Raw genomic sequence first — 16,507 nt, forward strand, 5'->3', positions numbered from 1 at the left:
AGCCGACGCGCCGCGGCGGCGGTTCATCCTGCCCGTCGCCGCCGAGACCGGCGAGGCACTGCGCCGGGCCGTGCACGACCTGGCCGGGCAGGCCCACCCGGGCGGGGTACATCCCAGGCGGCTCGCCGCGCACGGCACGGGCACGCATCGCGTCGTCGCCACCGCGGACCGCCCGGACCGGCTGCGGGACGAACTCCTCGCGCTGCTGGACGACGGGACCGCGCGCCGCACCGGTGAGCGACCCGCGCTGGCCTTCCTCTTCTCGGGCGGCGGGCCGCAGTGGATCGGCACGGGCCGCGCCCTGCTGGCCGAACCCGCCTTCCGTGCCACCCTGGACGAGTGCGACCGTGCCGTGCATGCCGTCACCGGCTGGTCCGTCATCGAGACGCTGCTCGCCGACGACGGGCAGACGCTCGTGCCCACGGACGTCCTCCAGCCCGTCCTGTTCTCCGTGCAGACCGCCCTGGCCCGCACCCTGCACGCGTGGGGCCTGCGGAGCGATCTCGTGCTCGGAGCGAGCATCGGGGACGTCGCCGCGGTGGTCGCCGCCGGGGCGCTGCCACTGGAGGAGGGAGCGCGGCTCATCGCCACCTGGTCGCGGCTCGTGGCCGAGCGCGCGTCGGGGCACGGCACCCTGATCGTCTGTGACATGCCACGGGAGGACGCCGAACGTCTCAGCGCGGCCAGCGGCGGGCAGCTCTTCGTCGCGAGCCATCTCGCTCCCGGCCAGGTTTGCCTCTCCGGGACCCCGGGCGGTGTCACCGAGGTCGAACACGAGCTGTCCGCCCGAGGGATCCGAACGCTGCGCACTCCCATCGACTACGCCGGGCACAGCTCCCTGCTGGCCGGTATCGCCCCCGAACTCGTCCGCAGGATCGGTACGTTGCGCACCCGCCGTCCCGCCGTCCCGTACTGGTCGACGGTCACCGGCTGTTTCGTCGACGGTGCCGCGCTCGACGCGACGTACTGGGTGCGCAACATGTGCGAACCGACCCTGTTGGAAGAGGGGGTCCGCCACCTCGCGGGCCGACGCGCGCTGCGCATCATCGAGATCTCCCCGCACCCGGTCGCCATGTACTCCGTCCAGCAGACGCTGACGGCCCTCGCGGACACCCGCTCCGCGGTCCTTGCCGCGTCCCACCGGGACCTGCCCCCACGACACGGCCTGGAGGACCTCGCGGCCCGGCTGTGGTGCGAAGGGTTCGACGTGGACTGGAGCGCCGTGGGCGCCGTGTGACGGGCGGCCCGGCCGCTACCCCGGCCCAGGGGAAAGGCCGTCAGGCCTTCCCCTGCGCCGGCGGGTGCAGCAGCAGCACGGAGGGCACCTCGTCCGGGCAGGCGAACCGCAGCAATTGATGTCCCACGCCCGAGAGTCCGGTCAGCAGGCCGGGTGTCTCCGCCCTGGTGGGCGAACCGCACACCCAGTCCGACTCCTCGGGGTCCGTGGCCTCGATGCGGCGGCGCACCGCGGAGAAACGGCAACGCCGTGCCCCGACGGAGATCGGGGCACGGCGTTGGTGCGCCATGCGCGGCGGCCGGGGGCCGTCAGCCGGTCTTGCGCCTGAAGAACTTCTTCTGACCGGCGTTGCCACTCATGTTCTTGACTTTCAGTCGGCCCTCTTCGTGAGCCGTGCGCGCCTGTGAGCTGCGCGCCTTCTTCTCAAGGGCCTCCTGGAAACGGCGCTTCGCCGCCTCCTCGGCATGGTTCGCGGGGGGCGTGTCAGCCATGGCTGCCTCCTTGCGTTCGACGGCAAATCCCGTACCCCAGGGCATCACTGCTCTCTTGAGGGCCGCTCGAGTTTGGCCTCAGCCCGTCTCAAGGTTGTCTCAATCGCGTGCGCCAGGGCGCCGACGGAGTCGCCGCCGGCCAGGACCACGGGCGGGGGCGCGCCGCCGTCCTCCGCGAGGCCCAGGGCGATGTCGCAGGCCACGGCGCCGACTCCGGAGACGCCGGCCAGCACCAGGGGGCCGTCGGTGGTGCGCAGGTGGCGGCGGAGGGCCATGACGCAGGTCCGGACCCCGTGAGCCGCCGGGTGGAGCGCCACGACGGCATGCGCTCCGGTGGTGCCCCGGACGAGCCCGGCGAGCCAGGAGGCAGGGGTGCCCGGCGGGGTGACCAGGCAGGCGGTTCCGGTGCGGGGTGCGGTGGCGGCCCGCAGCGTGACCAGCGGGCCGCCCACCTCCGCCGGGGGTACGGGCCGTTCGTGCAGGCGGGGCAGGTCCGTGCAGGGCAGGACGTCGAGGAGGTCGGCGACGGTCACCGACTCCCCGGCGATGTCCGGCAGTTCGCGCAGGAGCCGGGCGCTCGCCGACAGCAGGGCGAAGGCCCGGGCGTCGTCGAGGCGGGCGCGGTCGTGCACGCACGTCAGGACCAGACCGCCCTGGCGGTCGTGGTGGACGACGATGCCGATCGGGACCGGGGGGCGGGCGGGGACGAGGTCCGGGGCGTCGACACGGAGGCCCCGCTCGGCCAGGCCCGGGCCGAGTTCGCCGAGCCCGCGCGTGCGGTGCTCGAAGACCAGCAGGGAGTCGGCGAGCACCGCCCCCGCCTCGTCCTGCGGCGCGGCCGGGCCCTGCGCGAGCCAGTCGCGGATCTGGCCCGCGGCGACCCACTCGTACCCGGACATGTCCAGGGCGCAGTCGCGCAGGGCCCCCAGCAGCCGGGAGACCGGGGCAGCCGGGTCCACCTCGACGGACACCGGCAGCGGGCTGGCGAAGGGGCCGGGGGTGCGCTCGATGTCCCCGAGGAAGACGCCCCGGCCCGAGACCGTGACGCCGAAGCGCACCCGGGCGGGCTCCGCGGCGGCGTCCGACGCGCGGTGGAGGAGCATCGCCCACACCGTGTGCACGGCGACGCTCTCGGTGGCGCCCTGGTGCGCCGCCCACGCGGCCAGGCGTGCCACCTCGTCACCGGTGAGCCGGACCCGGATGCGTCCGGTGCCGGTCTGCCCGGTGGCGGCGCCGGGTGCGGCCTGCGGCAGGCGCACGGCGGGACGCGCCGCCTCCCGGGACCAGAAGTCCCGTGCGGCGGACGGGTCCTGGGCTCCCAGCCAGCGGACGTAGTCGCGCAGGTCGGGGCGGCGCTCGCCGCCGGGCAGAACGCCGTCGGCGCAGTAGGCGCGGTAGAACTCACGGAGCAGGGCGTGCACGCTCCAGTGGTCGAGCAGGGCGCGGTGGTAGGTGAGCAGGACCTCGGTGGGCGCGGTACCGCCCGGCGTGCCCGGGGGTGCCCCGTCGAGGAGGGCGGCGCGCAGCAGCCCGGGGCGGCGCAGGTCGAAGCCGCGTACCCGCTCGTGTTCCATCAGGACGGCGCGGCCGGGGAAGGTTCCGTGCGCGTGCCGTACGACCTCCGGGGTGGCGTGGCGATGCACGGTGACTTTGGGGTGCGGGTCCCAGTCGAAGGCGGCGCGCAGCACGGTCTCCCGGTCGAAGACGGACTGCCAGGCGGCGGTGAAACGGCCGGTGTCCAGCGGGCCGTGCCAGCGCCAGGCGAGCTGCTCCACGTGGTGGTCCGGGTGGTGGACGGCGTCGGCGAGGACATCGCGTTGCAGGGGGGTGGCGGCGAAGGTCTCCGGAGGTTCGGCCTGGGCCGGGGCGGGTGACGGGGCCGGGGGGCGGGTGAGCCGGTCGGCGAGCGGCCCGGCGAACGCGGGCGAGACCGTCGCGTGTCCGGTGAGGAGGGCGGCGGCGGGTGCGGTGCCGGTGTCGAGGGGGCCGGTCGGCGCGGGGCCGTGGACGTGCACGACGGCCTGCCGTGTCTCGGGGGCGCCGGCGAAGGTGACGGTCACGGTCACGGCCCCCGGTTCGGGTGCCGGCGGGTGTCCCGGGGTGGGGGCGGGCGCGTCGGAGGGGTGGTGACCGTCGGTGGTCATCCGTTCCCCCTTTCCCCTCGGTGTCTCTGATCTGCCGTGCCGTCCGGCTTGTCCGGCTGTCGCGCGCGGACGCCGCCGGCGGGTCGGCAGGACGGGTGTCGTGACGGTGTGTTCGCGGGTGGGCCGCCCGGGGGCTCGCCCGGGGCGGCGTGCGGACGTGGGGGGGCGGCCCGGACCCTTGCGGCCAGACTAGACACCCAGCGAGCTGAGGCCGGATTCCTTGAGCGGCCCTGAAGCGGATCCCGATGCCAGGAGCCGTTTCCAGTCGATCTCGGGTCCCCGCACCTGGAGTTGGCGGAAGGCCGTCAGCAGGGCCCGGGGTTCGGGGGCGGCCTCGGGCGTCTCCCGGACGGGTTCGCACCGCAGGAGCCTGCCGAAGCCCGCGGGGTGCGATGTGTGTGCGGTGCAGGGGCCGCCCTCCTGAATGAGGGCCAGGTGGGCGGCGTCCCGCAGGCCGAGGGCTCCGGCCACGTGGGCTGCCGCGAGCGCGCCGATGCCGTGTCCGGTGACCGCCGTGGCGTCGATGCCGAGGGCGTGCCAGAGGCGGAACAGGCCCACCTGGTACCCGAACAGCGCGGGCTTGCCGTACCGGGGGTCTTCGAGCAGCCGGGCGTCGACTCCGTGCGGGGGTGCGAACACGGCGGCGACCAGTGGTACGGGCAGACAGCAGTCCAGGGCGTCGCGCAGGGCGTCGAAGGCGACCCGGAAGGCGGGGAACGAGCCGTACAGGGTCCTGGTCGTGGTGGGCGGGCGGCCGTCCCAGTCGGGGAACAGCACCGCGAGGTCGCCGCGGACGGCGGGCTTTCCGGCTCGGTCGGCGCAGCCGCAGGCCAGGAGTGCGGGCCGGGGGATGTCCCGGGTGCGGGGGTCGGATTTCATGGGCACCCTCTCGTGTACTCGTGGTGAATCCGCCGCGGCACGCGGGTCACAGCACCCGGACCGCGCTCTCCGCGTGTTGCCTGGCCAGTTCGAGTACCGCCCGGCTCTCCTGGCCGAGACTCTCCCGCACGTGGCGCCGGGCCTGGGCGGTGTCCGTGCCGGCGCCGAGAACGGTTTCGATGCGGTCCGGGTCGAGGACGGCACGGTGCTGGGCGGTGACGGTCACGCCCGCCGTGTCCGGCACGACGGACCACTCCCCCGTGTGGGCCACCAGCGGGCCCGGCGGGACGGTCAGTTTGAACACGATGCGTCCGGCGTGGGGGAAGCAGATGCGTACGGCCTCGGTGGTGCGGGCGGGCAGCCGGCCCGTCGCGTGGGTCTGCCCGCGGACCAGCTGCACACCGGGCGGGTCCTCCCGCACGTCGGCGCGGGCGACCTGAGGCAGGAGCTGGGGCCAGTCCCGGACTCGGTACAGCACGTCGTAGACGAGCTCGGCGGGCCCCTTGACGCGGGCGGAGTCCTCGAAGGACAGCACGAGTCCGTCGAGGTCGCTCCAGTGCTGCGCGTGGTGGCGCACACCCTCCAGGTCCATGCGGGCGGTGGTGTCGAGGGTGCGCTCCGCCCGGGCGGCGCTCGCCGGGTCGTCGCGGGCGACGGTGAAGGTGCGGCGCAGGGTCAGCCGGGTGCGCCGGTCGTCGAGGGCTTCGACGATCCAGGTGCCGCGCATGCTCGTGAGCGGTGGCGCCTGCTGCTCCTGCCAGAAGTCCACCCGCCGCAGGTCGGACGAGAAGACCAGGCGCGTCGTCCACGAGCGCACCTGGCCCTCGGCGGTGTCCCACAGGCGGTGCCGTTCCTGCCGCCCGTCCGACTCCAGCTGTTCGACGTGCACGACGGACGGGAAGTACCGGGGCCAGTGGGCGGCATCGGCCACCAGCCCGTAGACCACGCCCGCGGGGGCGGCGATCACCACGTCGTGCTGCGCACAGCGCATCCGCTCGGCAGGCATCCGTCCGCCCTCCTCCAAGTCACAGCCCGGGGCGGTGGCCCCGTGGCGTCACGGGCCTCGGGCACGGCGGGCCGAGGCCATTGCGCCGACTGTGTCCTGAATCGCTTGAGGGCGGGACGAGGGCGCCTTGAGCATCGCCTCGAGGCAGGTCCCGTCGGTGCGCGTGCGCTCAGGCGGCGAAGAGGTCGAACGTGGAGGCCCCCCGCGGGCCGGCCAGGATGTCGAGCTGGGGAGCCGTGGTGAGCATCGCCTGGTACAGCCGCTGGAGTTGCGGTGCGGGCTCGACGCCGAGCTCCTCGCGCAGCCGGCCGCACAGCCCGCGGTAGGTGCCCAGAGCGGCGGCCTGCCGGCCGGAGCGGTACTGCGCCAGGATGAACTGCGCGTGCAGTCCCTCGTGCAGCGGGTGATGCATCGTCAACTGTCGCAGTTCACCCAGCAGTTCGGCGTGCCGACCGAGACGCAGGTCGGCGTCGATGCGGCGCTCGGTGGTGACCAGCCGGCTCTCTTCGAGCCGTACGACCTCGATGTCGAGGACGGGCCCGAGCCGCACGTCCACCAGGGCGGCACCGTCCCACAGGTCGAGGGCAGCGCGGAACCGGCCGGAGGCGAGGGCGGCGTCACCGGCCTCGAAGGCGTTGCGTCCCTGCGCCACCAGCCGCTCGTACTGGTGCACGTCGATGCTGTCCGCGGGGATCTGCAGCACGTAGCCGCCGTGCCGGGTGGCCAGGATGTCCTTGGCGTTTCCGGGGACGTCCGGGCCCATGGCGGTGCCGAGGCGGCGGCGCAGCTGGAGGATGTAGGTCTGGAGCGTGGTGAGCGAGCTCAGCGGCGGCTCGACCCCCCATATCTCCTCCATGAGTGTCTGCACCGGCACGACACGTCCTCGGTAGAGGGCCAGCAGGGAAAGCAGTTGGCGTGGCTTGCCGGCCGTGGGAACGATCGATCCGCCGTTGACTTCTGCCCTCAGCGGACCCAGCACCTGAATCTTCATGTTCTCCTCCGGTGTCGGCGAGATGCACTCAACGGGCACACACGCTTGGTCTTTTTGCACGCTAGCGGGACGCAGAGTGCGCACGCTTGATTCTCCAGTTCTTCTCCAGCGGTTATGGACGGCGGTTATGGACGGCTGAATTCGCTGCTCGCAGAACGGCGTGGAACGGCGTGTGAATTGCTGGGGTGCAGGCCTCAATTCACTGGAGAGAGCGCGCGGGCCGGGGCGGGTCACCGGTAGGCCGGGGACGCGGCGACGGGCGCCGGCGCGGGCAGGGCGATGCGGTGCGGTGCCGTCCGTGCCCACGGGAATCCGCGGTGCAGGTGCATCACGGGATCCGTGAAGGGGTCGGTCTGGATAACCACGGCGGCCAGGACATCGGGGGCGGGCTCGAGTTCGACGAACGTCCACTGCCCGTACCTGTCGTCGGCGGGCGGATCGAATCCGAGTACACCGCGGTCCTCGGCCAGCGTGAAGGAGAACGAGTCGAACGGCAGACCGAGTCCGAGCCCGCGCGCTTTCGCGTAGGCCTCCTTCAGGGTCCACAGCCGCATCGTCCTGCGGTCGCGCGCCGCTCCGGTGGCCGCTTCGGCCACCCAGTGCCGCTCCCACGCCGCGAAGGTCTGCAGGATCGTGTGGAAGGAGCGCGGGTCCCGGTCGAGCCGCTCCACGTCGACGCCGATGGTGTGCGCGCGGGTCACGCCCAGCAGGTTGCAGCCACTGGCGTGCGACAGGTTGAAGTCCAGCTGCCGTCCGCCGCGCAGGAGTCCGCCCGCAGGCACGCGCAGGAAGGGCCGGCCGCGCGAGGAGCGCCAGAAGTGCAGTTCGTCCTCGGCGAGGCCGGTCTCCAGCGCCAGTACGCGGCGCACCAGGGTGTGGGCGACCAGGTACTGGCGCCGGTCGCGTTCGAAGAGGAAGGCCTGCGCCGTGCGCTTCTCCTCCTCGTCGAACCAGTGGGCGGCGAGCAGGGCCGCGTGGTCCGGCGGCAGGTCGTCGTTGGTGCAGAACCACAGCTGGATGGGGCGGTCCGGGTCCTCGCTCCGGCCGATGTCCGTGATCACGTCGGCGGCTCCACGTCCGCTTCCGTGTCGCGGCCCAGCCACAGCGGCCGGGGCAGCAGGGCGGAGCGGGGCGGCACCGAGCGCGGCCCGGGTTCGCGGCCGTCGGCGACCTCCGCCGTCCGCGTCACGTCGACGCCGCCGGTCCACAGCCCGGCGAGCTGTTCCAGGCGTCCGGCTCGCCACAGCGCGGACAGGTAGGCGCGGGTCTCGGGCGCCTCGTCGAGGAGCAGCGGATCGGCCGGCGCGGTCCGCAGGTCCGTCACCCGCAGGCGCCGGCCCGCGCGGTCACCGGGCGCCCCGGCGGCGAAGTCGCCCAGCAGTTCGGCCAGTTCCGGGTGGCTACGGGCGGTGACGGCGAGGCGGCAGGGCAGTGCGGCGCGGCCGGTGCGCAGGGCGTGGGCGAGGGCGGGCAGATCCGGTGTCCGGCCGGCACCGAGCCAGTCGGCCAGGCGGCGGGCGGTGGCGGCGAGGTGGCCGGGGGTGGGTGCCGACAGCAGGATCAGCTCGGGGGCGCCCCGGTCGTCGCCGTGTTGCACCGGCGGCCGCCCGGTGAAGGGGTCCTTCTCCGTTTTCGGGGGCGCGGCCGGCTGCGCCGGACATGCCTCGACGACGACACAGGCCCGGGTGCCGGTTTCGCTTCCGGCGGTGACCACGGCCCGGTGCGGTACCGAGGCGTCCCGGCCGGTCTCTTCGCCGAGCCGCAGCACCGCCCGGGTGAGGGCGGCGACACCGGTGGCCGCTCCGGCCCGGCCGGTGGTGCGTGCCGCGCTGTCGGGTGTCTCCAGCACGGTGACCGTGTCCGCGTCGATCGCGGCGGCGGCCAGGGCGCGGCGTACCAGACGGTCTTCGCCGGGGCTCAGGGTCTGTCCGCCGGGTCCGGTGTGACCGGTCTGTTCCGTGCGGTGGGCGGGTCCGGTGTTCCCGGTACGGCCCACGGCGCTGGAGCGGATGACGGCGTGGACGGTGTCGCCGTCCGCCCGTGCCCGGTCCAGTGGCTTGAGGAGCAGGGCGCCCACGCCTTCCCCGGCTCCGGGGAACTGCCGGGAGGGGTGCAGGCGCAGTTCCACCGCGCCGACCAGCGCGGCGGCGCATTCGCCGGACTCCAGCGCGCCGATCGCCTGGTGCAGGGCGACGAGGAAGGACGAGTCGGCGGTGTCGACCGACCAGTTGGGACCCCGCAGGTCGAGCAGCGCGGAGAGCGGGTGCGCCACGTTCCCGTGGCCGCTGCGGGGCATGGCCCGGTGGCCGTCGGCCCACAGCTCCGCGGCCAGCAGGGCGTAGTCGCAGGAGCTCACCGCCGTGTACACGCCGACGCTGCGCGGTTCGCCGTCGGCGCCGACCAGGGCGTCGAGGCGGCCTCCGGTGTAGCCCGCGTCCTCCATCACCTGCCAGGCGACTTCGAGGAAGAGGCGTTCCTGGGGGTCGGTGAGGGCGGCTTCCCTGGCGGTCAGCCGGAAGAAGTCGGGGTCGAAGTCGGCGACCCGGTCGAGGTAGTGGCCGGTGCGGCCGCGCTCGTCGATCAGGCGGCCGGGCGGCGGGGTGGCGGGTGCGTCCGGTCCGGTGTGCAGCAGGCGCCGGAAGGCGTCGAGGTCACCGGCGTGCGGATAGCGTCCGGCGATGCCGATGACGGCGTAGCCCGCGGGCGTGGTGCGGGGCGCGGCGGGTTCGGGACGGGCGGTGAGGGGGACGGGCGGCGGGGGCGGGCCGGCTACTTCGGTGAGGAGTTCGACGGCCTGTTGCCTGCCGAGGGTGCCGTCCTTGAACCGAGTCAGGATCTCCCTGTTGTCCATACGCATGTGCGGCAGGCGCTTCAGGCCCTGTCCGCGGCGAGCAGAGCGACGGCCTCGTCGACGCTCAGCCGGTCGTCGCGGACCGCGTCGAGCAGGGTGTCGAGACCGGCACGGGGCCCGGCCGCGCGGGCCGGGCCGGGCGCGGCCGGTGTCCTCGCCGAGGTGCGGGCGACGACGTGGGTGGCCATGGCGGCGGGGGTGGGGTGGTCGTAGAGGGTGAAGGCTTCCTCTTTGAGGCCGTACCGGGTGTTGATGGCGTCCACGAACTCGGCGCCGAGGATGGAGTCGAGGCCCAGTACGTGGAAGGTCGCCTTCTCGTCGATCTCCCACGGGTCGCAGCGCAGGATCGCGCCGAGCATCTCGCGCAGTGCGTCGAGAACCCGCGGCACGTCACCGCCGGGTGCCGACTGGGCCGGGTTCGGGTTGTTGAACACGATGGCTTCTCTCCAAGTCACGTGCTGGCCGCGGCGGAAGCATGGGGCGAGGCCGTGTCGAATCCGTACGGCGATGGGTTGATGGGTCCGGCTCACCCGGTCAGGGAGGGCACGGAAGCGGCGGGAGCGTCCGGCGCCGCCATGAGGATGGAACGCTGCAACCTGCGTACGTGCGCGGAGGGTTCGAGCCCCAGATCGCGTACGAGAGTGGCGCGCAGGCGCTGGTAGGCGTGCAGTGCCTCGCCACGCCGTCCGGAGCGGTACAGCGCGAGCATGAACTGGGCGTGCAGGTTCTCGTGCGTGCCGTACCGGTTCACCAGCACCGTCAGTTCCGACAGCAGTTCACGGTGCCGGCCGAGCCGCAGCTCCGCCTCGAAGCACTGCTCCAGCGCGCACAGCCGTGATTCCTCCAGCCGCCATGCCTCCGACTGCAGTTGTGCGCCCATGCGGACGTCGGCGAAGGCCTCGCCCGACCAGAGGCCGAGGGCCTGCCGCAGCAGCGTGGACGCCTCGGTGAAGTCGCCCGCGTCCATGGCTCGGTAGCCGCGCCCGGCCAGCAGCTCGAACTCCTGGACGTCGCAGCCTCCTTCGCCGCCCGTCAGGCGGTAGCCGCCGGGCAGCGTCATCAGGACGTCCTTCGCTCCGGTGTCCTGGGGCTCCCGGTCGTCCGTTGCCGGCTGCGAGGCCAGAGCGGCGGCGATCAGCTCCCGCAGCTGCAGCACGTAGGTCTGCAGCGTCGTGCGGGCGCTGCGGGGCGGGCAGCTTCCCCACAGCTCCTCGGTCAGCACCTCCACCGGCACCAGCCGGTCCACACGCGAGGCGAGCATCGCCAGTACCTGCCGCGGTTTGGGTGCCGTGGGTGTGATCGACACGCCCCGCACCTTCACCTCCAGAGCCCCCAAGACCCCGATGTCCACAACTGTCTCCCCTGTTTGTTGTGCAACCTCTCGCCGAAGTAAAAAACAGTACGATCGGTTTGTCAACACACGGAGTGCGCTGGAGAACCAGACTTAATCGGGCATATCTACCACTCTTCCGGCCCAATCAGGGAACATTCTTGCTGACGCGAGGCCAAAAAGAGAACTCAATGACTCTTTTGGTGTCGATCGGGGGCAGTCCGGTCCGCCCGGGGGTCACACCGTCGGCTCGTACGCGACGGGCGGGCAGCCGACGGCGTGCAGGGCGGTCGCCGTCTCCGGCGAGGCGACGCGCGGCAGGATCAGCCGCCAGAAGCGGGCGACGACGTCCGACTTCAGCCAGGCCCGGTCCCGCACGCCGAGTGCCTCCAATCCCACGGTCGCCGCCACCACGGCCGTCGCGACGTCGGCACCGCGGATGCCCGCACCGAGCTCCTGGGCCCGCTCGGCCTCGTCCAGGATCTCCTCGACCCAGCACCGCCACCGCTCGCGCAGGTCTTCTCCGAGGTCGGGGCTGGAGATGTCCAGAGTGAGGACGAACCCCGCCTGGACCACCGCGTCCCGGTCGATCCGGTCCACCAGGCGGTAGGTGGATTCGACGAGCCGCGCCAGGGCTCCGCGCCCGCCGTCACCGGGCGCGGAGCCGATGGCCGCGCACACCTCGTCACGCAGGATGGTGGCGGCCTCCGCCACGACCGCCCCGGCCAGGTCCTGCTTGCCGGCGAAGTGATGGTGCAGGCCGCCGTAGCTGACCCCGGCCCGCTTGCTGATCCTCCTGAGTGACACCGGCTCGTAGCCCCCTTGGGCGAACTCCTCACCGGCGGCTCGGACCAACGTCTGCCGAGTGTGCGCCGCTCGTTCCTGCTTCACCATCGAGAAGTCTCCTGATCGCAGGACAGTCGCCCGGCATGACAGTCCGCACCAGGGGACCGCGAGCGGACATGCATCGTGGGATCAGTAAACCATCATGACGGTTTATTACGGGGGTCCCCCGCACCGAAAAGACCGAGGTGAGCCCGGGGCGGCAGCCGGAACCTGCCCCATACTCAGGGCTCTTCACGGCCCCGAGACCTCACCAGAAACAGTCAATCCTGTCTGTTTTTGTTCCTGGCCAGGACACGCGGACGCCCCGGCGGTCCGCCACTGAGGACGGGACCGCCGGGGCTCCTGCTCCGCCGCCCGGCTTACAACGGGGGATGGTCAGCCGGTCTTGCGACGGAAGATCTTCTTCTGGGGTACCGGGCCGCTCACACCCTTGGCCTGCAGGCCCCTGTCGCCGTGCGCCTGCCCGGACCGCTGCCGGCGCTGCTTGCGCTCGAGCACTTCCTTGAACTGAAGCTTCACGTCGGTGTCCGCTGCATTCCGCTTGGTCACGTCAGCCATACGTCGCTCCTGGGTCGAGAGGAATGGAGTCGAGCGGAACCACCGCTCGAAAAGCGCTTGAGTCTCACTTGAGAATCACCTGACACCCCCTCGAATAAAGCAGCGACCATACGCGCGAAATGCGCGTTCCGGCCACCGCACCCGGTACCTGTCGGCCATGGAAGCCCGTTTCACCGCGTCGCCCTCGAGAGCGAGTCGAGTGATACCGGAACCACCCCTTCATAACCTGTGCGGACACCCCATACTCATGGGCGTCATTGCGGTGCAACCTCTTCCCGCTTACAGTGTACCGTACTCCCCTTACGTAGTAAGTCAAAGCTTTTGGAAGGGAGTCTCCATGACTGAGGCCTCTGAGCCGCGGACGGCTGCAAAGACGCAGGATCCGGCCGCGGGACCCGCCCCCCACCCGCAGCGCTGGCTGATCCTGAGCACCCTCTGCCTTGCCGTGATGCTGGTGTTGCTGGACAACACGGTGCTGACCGTGGCGATCCCGTCGATGACGGAGTCCCTCGGTGCCTCGACCTCGTCGATCCAGTGGGTGATGAACGGCTACACGCTGGCGGTGGGCGGCCTGCTCATGACGACGGGCTCCCTGGCCGACCGGATCGGGCGCCGCAAGGCGCTCCTGATCGGCGTGGCGCTGTTCACCCTCTGTTCCGGTGTGGCCTCGATGGCCGACAGCCCGGCACAGTTGATCGCGGGACGGGTCGGCATGGGTGTGGGCGCCGCGCTGCTGATGCCCAGCACCCTGGCCGTCCTCATGCAGGTGTTCGACGAGAAGGAGCGGCCGAAGGCCATCGGCGTGTGGACCGGTGTGGCCGCGGCCGCCGTGGCCCTCGGGCCCGTGCTCGGCGGCGTCATGCTCGACCACTTCTGGTGGGGTTCCGTCCTGCTGATCAACGTGCCGGTCGGGCTTGCCGCGCTGATCTCGATGATCATCCTGATCCCCGAGTCGCGCGACCCGCAGGTCCGCCGGACCGATGTCCCCGGTGTGGCACTGTCCATCCTGATGAGCGTCGGCCTGGTGTACGCGATCATCTCCGTGCCGGAGCACGGCTGGAGCTCCCCGCAGACGCTGATCCCCTTCGCGGTCGGCGCGGTGGCGCTGATCTCCTTCACGTACTGGGAGCGCCGCTGCGAGGAGCCGATGCTGGACGTGGCCCTCTTCAGGAACCCCGCGTTCAGCGGGGCCGTCGGCAGCACGGCGCTGACCTACCTCGCGCTCGCCGGCTCGCTGTTCCTGTTCACCCAGTACCTGCAGTTCGTCCTGGACTACAGCCCGCTGGAGGCCGGCCTCGGCGTCGTGCCCATGGCGCTCGCGCTCATGGTGATGACGCCGTTCGGCCCGAAGATCGCGGAGAAGATCGGCACTCCCGGCACGATGGCCACGGGTCTGGCCGTGATGGGTGTCGGCCTGGTGACACTGAGCTTCCTGCGCGAGGGTTCCGGCTACCTCCTGGCCCTGGCCGGACTGGCCGTGATGGGCGCGGGCGCCGGTATCGCCATGCCGACCGCGTCGACCGCCATGGTGAGCGCGATTCCGGTGGAACGCGCCGGGGTGGCCGGCGGGCTCAACTCCACGATGCAGGAGTTCGGCAGTGCCTGTGGCGTGGCCGTGATGGGCAGTCTCGCCGCCGGGCTGTTCTCCTCGCGTCTGCCGGACGCCATTCCTGACGAGGCGACGCACTCCATCGGGCAGGCCCTGGGCGTGGCCGCCGCCGGCGAGGACCCGTCACAGCTCGTCGAGCAGGTGAGGGACGCGTTCGTCTCCGGCTTCTCGGTGAGCATGCGCATCGGTGCCGCGGCCGCCGTCGCCGCCGGTGTGGTGGCCTGGGCGCTGCTGCGCAGGAACTCGGTCCCACCCGAGGAGCCCGCGACGCAGTCCGCCGAGGCCACGGCGCAGGCGCCTGCGCCAGGGATCGAGAAGACGCCGGACACCACGGGCGTATCTTGATCCCATGTCGCGCAACCTTCCCGAACCGCGCCTGGACAGCATCTGGCTGTCCAGGCCGGCCCGGCGGCCGCCCAGCGGTCAGAATCCCCTGAGCCGTGATCAGATCGTCGCGGCGGCTGTCCGTCTGCTCGACCGGGAAGGCCTCGGTGCCCTCTCCATGCGGCGCCTAGCCGCCGAGCTCGGTGTCGCGGCGATGTCCTTGTACTGGCACGTCCCCACCAAGGACGCGGTGCTCGAATTCGCCCTCGACGAGTCGTTCGGCGAGCTCGACCTGACGCCCAAGCCGGACGCCGACTGGGGCGAGCAGATCGAGCACATCTCCCAGGACCTGCGCCGCATCATCCGTGAACACCCCTGGACCAGCCAGCTGGCCGGCAGCTTCGCACTCGTCGGCCCGAATTCGCTGGCGCTGCACGAGCAGCTCACCGTGCTCGTCGAGGCGGGCGGGTTCGGCCCGCCCGATGCCTACCGTGCGGCGGGCACCCTGGTGAACTTCGTCCTCGGGTTCGCGGCGGACGAGGTGAAATGGATCCTGAAGATGCGCGAGACGGAGCTGCGGCCGGACGACATCAAGGAGATCTGGCTGTCTCCGGTGCTCGAACTCGTCGGCGACGCCTACCCGCGCATGCGGGCCAACCTGGAGGCCGGGGAGTCCCGGGCCTGGGACGACCACTTCGAGTTCGGCCTGAGTTGCATGATCGCCGGCATGCGCGCCAAAGGAACCAAGCAGAACTGAGAATCGCTCGAAAAGCGATTGATTTCTTTTCGAGCGATTCTTGAGTTCGCACCTCCGGCCAGAACGACATTGACGGCGGACCGGATCCGCTGTCACACTGTTCGAACAGGCGTGGTGTGCCATAATTCAAAACACACCCCCGAAATACTCATAGAATTGCCTCAAGAGCCGTATCGCCCCTTGGCGATACGGCTCTCTTGCGTTTCCAGTACCCGCCGTAGGGAAAAGTGACGGAGTCGAGTCGAATGACGGATGTGAACAGGCCCGGGAACGATGACCGCCTGCGTCGCGCGATGGCCGCAGTGCTGCAGCTTCAGCAGCGCAACGCCGAGCTGGAGGAACAGCGCACCGAACCGATCGCGATCGTGTCGATGGCCTGTCGTTTCCCCGGCGGGATCGCCAACCCCGAGGACTACTGGGACCTGCTGAACGAAGGACGGGACTCCATCGGCGGTTTCCCCGCCCGGTGGGACGCCCTGGACCTGTACGACCCGACGCCGCAGACCCCCGGAAAGTCCTACGCCCGTGAGGGCGGGTTCCTCGACGACGTCGAGGGCTTCGACGCGGAGTTCTTCGGCGTCCCTCCGCGTGAGGCGCAGTCGATGGACCCGCAGCAGCGGATCGTGCTGGAGACCGTGTGGGAGGCCCTGGAGCGGGCCGGCATACGTCCGGAGTCGCTGAGCGGCAGCCGGACGGGCGTCTACCTCGGCGCCATGCGCTCGGACTACGCGGACGACCAGACCGGCTTCGACTACCTGGACGGCTACCAGGGCACCGGTGTCTCCAGCAGCGTCATCTCCGGCCGTGTCTCCTACGTCCTGGGACTCCAGGGCCCCGCCGTGACCATAGACACGGCCTGCTCGTCCTCTCTCGTCGCCCTGCACTCCGCGGTGGGCGCGCTGCGCAACGGCGAGTGCGACACCGCCCTCGCCGGCGGTGTCACCGTCATGAGCACGCCTGTGCTGTTCGTGGAGTCCAGCCAGTTCAAGGGCATGGCCGCCGACGGCCGTTGCAAGAGTTTCTCCGCCGACGCCGACGGCGCGGGCTGGTCGGAGGGCGCGGGCATGCTGGTCCTCAAGCGCCTCTCCGACGCCGAGCGTGACGGTGACCGGGTGCTGGCGGTCATCCGCGGCAGCGCCGTCAACCAGGACGGCCGCAGCCAGGGCCTGACCGTTCCCAACGGGCCCTCGCAGCAGCGTGTGGTGCAGGAGGCCCTCGCGACGGCGCGCCTCACGCCGGACGACATCGACGCGATCGAGGCCCACGGCACCGGCACCAGCCTCGGCGACCCCATCGAAGCCGGCGCCCTCGCCGAAGTCTTCGGACCCACCCGCGCCTCCGAGCACCCCCTCTACCTGGGCTCCTCCAAGTCCAACATCGGCCACTCGCAGGCGGCGGCCGGTGTCGCGGGCGTCATCAAGATGATCCTCGCCCTCCAGCACGACACCCTCCCCAAGACCCTCCACGCAGACCGGCCCAGCCCC

At 71.8% G+C, this 16,507-nt stretch carries 16 protein-coding genes; 4 read left to right on the top strand and 12 right to left on the bottom strand.

What is annotated here, in order from left to right; all coding sequences use genetic code 11:
* Positions 1 to 1,237, top strand: a 1,237-nt coding sequence (locus tag AWZ10_RS38705) for an acyltransferase domain-containing protein (RefSeq protein ID WP_159058517.1), incomplete at its 5' end; no start/stop codon positions are given.
* A 40-nt stretch (positions 1,238 to 1,277) separates the two neighbouring features.
* On the opposite strand, the gene AWZ10_RS38710 is transcribed toward AWZ10_RS38705, so the two are convergent.
* The 12 genes from AWZ10_RS38710 to AWZ10_RS38765 form a co-directional block, all read right to left on the bottom strand.
* Positions 1,278 to 1,526: a lanthionine synthetase LanC family protein gene (locus AWZ10_RS38710; protein WP_060893369.1), complete on the bottom strand. Its 249-nt coding sequence runs from the start codon at positions 1,524 to 1,526 to the stop codon at positions 1,278 to 1,280.
* A 19-nt stretch (positions 1,527 to 1,545) separates the two neighbouring features.
* The gene (locus tag AWZ10_RS38715) at positions 1,546 to 1,728 is read right to left on the bottom strand and encodes a DUF5302 domain-containing protein (protein ID WP_046708559.1); all 183 of its coding nucleotides are present in this window, start codon (positions 1,726 to 1,728) and stop codon (positions 1,546 to 1,548) included.
* Between the two features lie 44 nt (positions 1,729 to 1,772).
* Positions 1,773 to 3,872: a condensation domain-containing protein gene (locus AWZ10_RS38720; protein ID WP_060893370.1), complete on the bottom strand. Its 2,100-nt coding sequence runs from the start codon at positions 3,870 to 3,872 to the stop codon at positions 1,773 to 1,775.
* 189 nt (positions 3,873 to 4,061) lie between these two features.
* Positions 4,062 to 4,751, bottom strand: coding sequence for an acyltransferase domain-containing protein (locus AWZ10_RS38725; RefSeq protein ID WP_046709087.1), 690 nt, complete (start codon positions 4,749 to 4,751; stop codon positions 4,062 to 4,064).
* A gap of 46 nt (positions 4,752 to 4,797) precedes the next feature.
* A complete protein-coding gene (locus tag AWZ10_RS38730; protein WP_060893371.1) occupies positions 4,798 to 5,757 on the bottom strand; it encodes an aromatase/cyclase in 960 nt (319 codons plus the stop codon).
* 169 nt (positions 5,758 to 5,926) lie between these two features.
* Positions 5,927 to 6,748 (bottom strand): AfsR/SARP family transcriptional regulator, encoded by an 822-nt coding sequence (locus AWZ10_RS38735; protein WP_046709089.1) that lies wholly within the window; start codon positions 6,746 to 6,748, stop codon positions 5,927 to 5,929.
* A 230-nt stretch (positions 6,749 to 6,978) separates the two neighbouring features.
* Entirely contained in the window at positions 6,979 to 7,809 is an 831-nt protein-coding gene (locus AWZ10_RS38740; protein ID WP_046709090.1) for a 4'-phosphopantetheinyl transferase family protein, read from the bottom strand.
* Positions 7,806 to 9,605 (bottom strand): beta-ketoacyl [acyl carrier protein] synthase domain-containing protein, encoded by a 1,800-nt coding sequence (locus tag AWZ10_RS38745; RefSeq protein WP_079076597.1) that lies wholly within the window; start codon positions 9,603 to 9,605, stop codon positions 7,806 to 7,808. Before AWZ10_RS38745 ends, AWZ10_RS38740 begins: the two co-directional genes overlap by 4 nt.
* 14 nt (positions 9,606 to 9,619) lie before the next feature.
* Complete coding sequence (locus tag AWZ10_RS38750; RefSeq protein ID WP_060893373.1) at positions 9,620 to 10,033, bottom strand: acyl carrier protein; 414 nt, start codon at positions 10,031 to 10,033, stop codon at positions 9,620 to 9,622.
* Positions 10,034 to 10,125: 92 nt separating this feature from the next.
* Positions 10,126 to 10,950 (bottom strand): AfsR/SARP family transcriptional regulator, encoded by an 825-nt coding sequence (locus AWZ10_RS38755; RefSeq protein WP_060893374.1) that lies wholly within the window; start codon positions 10,948 to 10,950, stop codon positions 10,126 to 10,128.
* Between the two features lie 216 nt (positions 10,951 to 11,166).
* Positions 11,167 to 11,823, bottom strand: a complete 657-nt coding sequence (locus tag AWZ10_RS38760) for a TetR/AcrR family transcriptional regulator (RefSeq protein ID WP_060893375.1) — start codon at positions 11,821 to 11,823, stop codon at positions 11,167 to 11,169.
* Positions 11,824 to 12,150: 327 nt separating this feature from the next.
* A complete protein-coding gene (locus AWZ10_RS38765) occupies positions 12,151 to 12,333 on the bottom strand; it encodes a DUF5302 domain-containing protein (RefSeq protein ID WP_046709962.1) in 183 nt (60 codons plus the stop codon).
* 337 nt (positions 12,334 to 12,670) lie between these two features.
* On the opposite strand from AWZ10_RS38765, the gene AWZ10_RS38770 reads away from it, so the two are divergent.
* The 3 genes from AWZ10_RS38770 to AWZ10_RS38780 form a co-directional block, all read left to right on the top strand.
* Complete coding sequence (locus tag AWZ10_RS38770; RefSeq protein ID WP_060893376.1) at positions 12,671 to 14,287, top strand: MFS transporter; 1,617 nt, start codon at positions 12,671 to 12,673, stop codon at positions 14,285 to 14,287.
* A 4-nt stretch (positions 14,288 to 14,291) separates the two neighbouring features.
* On the top strand, positions 14,292 to 15,023 hold the full coding sequence (locus AWZ10_RS38775; protein WP_060893377.1) for a TetR/AcrR family transcriptional regulator: 732 nt from the start codon (positions 14,292 to 14,294) through the stop codon (positions 15,021 to 15,023).
* 245 nt (positions 15,024 to 15,268) lie between these two features.
* The coding region (locus AWZ10_RS38780) for a type I polyketide synthase (RefSeq protein WP_244172697.1) at positions 15,269 to 16,507 on the top strand (1,239 nt) is incomplete at its 3' end.

Origin of the sequence: Streptomyces europaeiscabiei (assembly GCF_001550375.1) — a bacterium.
Classification (GTDB): Bacteria; Actinomycetota; Actinomycetes; order Streptomycetales; family Streptomycetaceae; genus Streptomyces; species Streptomyces europaeiscabiei.

Coding starts and splice junctions, on each gene's coding strand:
- AWZ10_RS38710 (WP_060893369.1), bottom strand. CDS start 1,526: ATGGCGCACCAACGCCGTGCCCCGATCTCCGTCGGGGCACGGCGTTGC.
- AWZ10_RS38715 (WP_046708559.1), bottom strand. CDS start 1,728: ATGGCTGACACGCCCCCCGCGAACCATGCCGAGGAGGCGGCGAAGCGC.
- AWZ10_RS38720 (WP_060893370.1), bottom strand. CDS start 3,872: ATGACCACCGACGGTCACCACCCCTCCGACGCGCCCGCCCCCACCCCG.
- AWZ10_RS38725 (WP_046709087.1), bottom strand. CDS start 4,751: ATGAAATCCGACCCCCGCACCCGGGACATCCCCCGGCCCGCACTCCTG.
- AWZ10_RS38730 (WP_060893371.1), bottom strand. CDS start 5,757: ATGCCTGCCGAGCGGATGCGCTGTGCGCAGCACGACGTGGTGATCGCC.
- AWZ10_RS38735 (WP_046709089.1), bottom strand. CDS start 6,748: ATGAAGATTCAGGTGCTGGGTCCGCTGAGGGCAGAAGTCAACGGCGGA.
- AWZ10_RS38745 (WP_079076597.1), bottom strand. CDS start 9,605: ATGCGTATGGACAACAGGGAGATCCTGACTCGGTTCAAGGACGGCACC.
- AWZ10_RS38760 (WP_060893375.1), bottom strand. CDS start 11,823: ATGGTGAAGCAGGAACGAGCGGCGCACACTCGGCAGACGTTGGTCCGA.
- AWZ10_RS38765 (WP_046709962.1), bottom strand. CDS start 12,333: ATGGCTGACGTGACCAAGCGGAATGCAGCGGACACCGACGTGAAGCTT.
- AWZ10_RS38770 (WP_060893376.1), top strand. CDS start 12,671: ATGACTGAGGCCTCTGAGCCGCGGACGGCTGCAAAGACGCAGGATCCG.
- AWZ10_RS38775 (WP_060893377.1), top strand. CDS start 14,292: ATGTCGCGCAACCTTCCCGAACCGCGCCTGGACAGCATCTGGCTGTCC.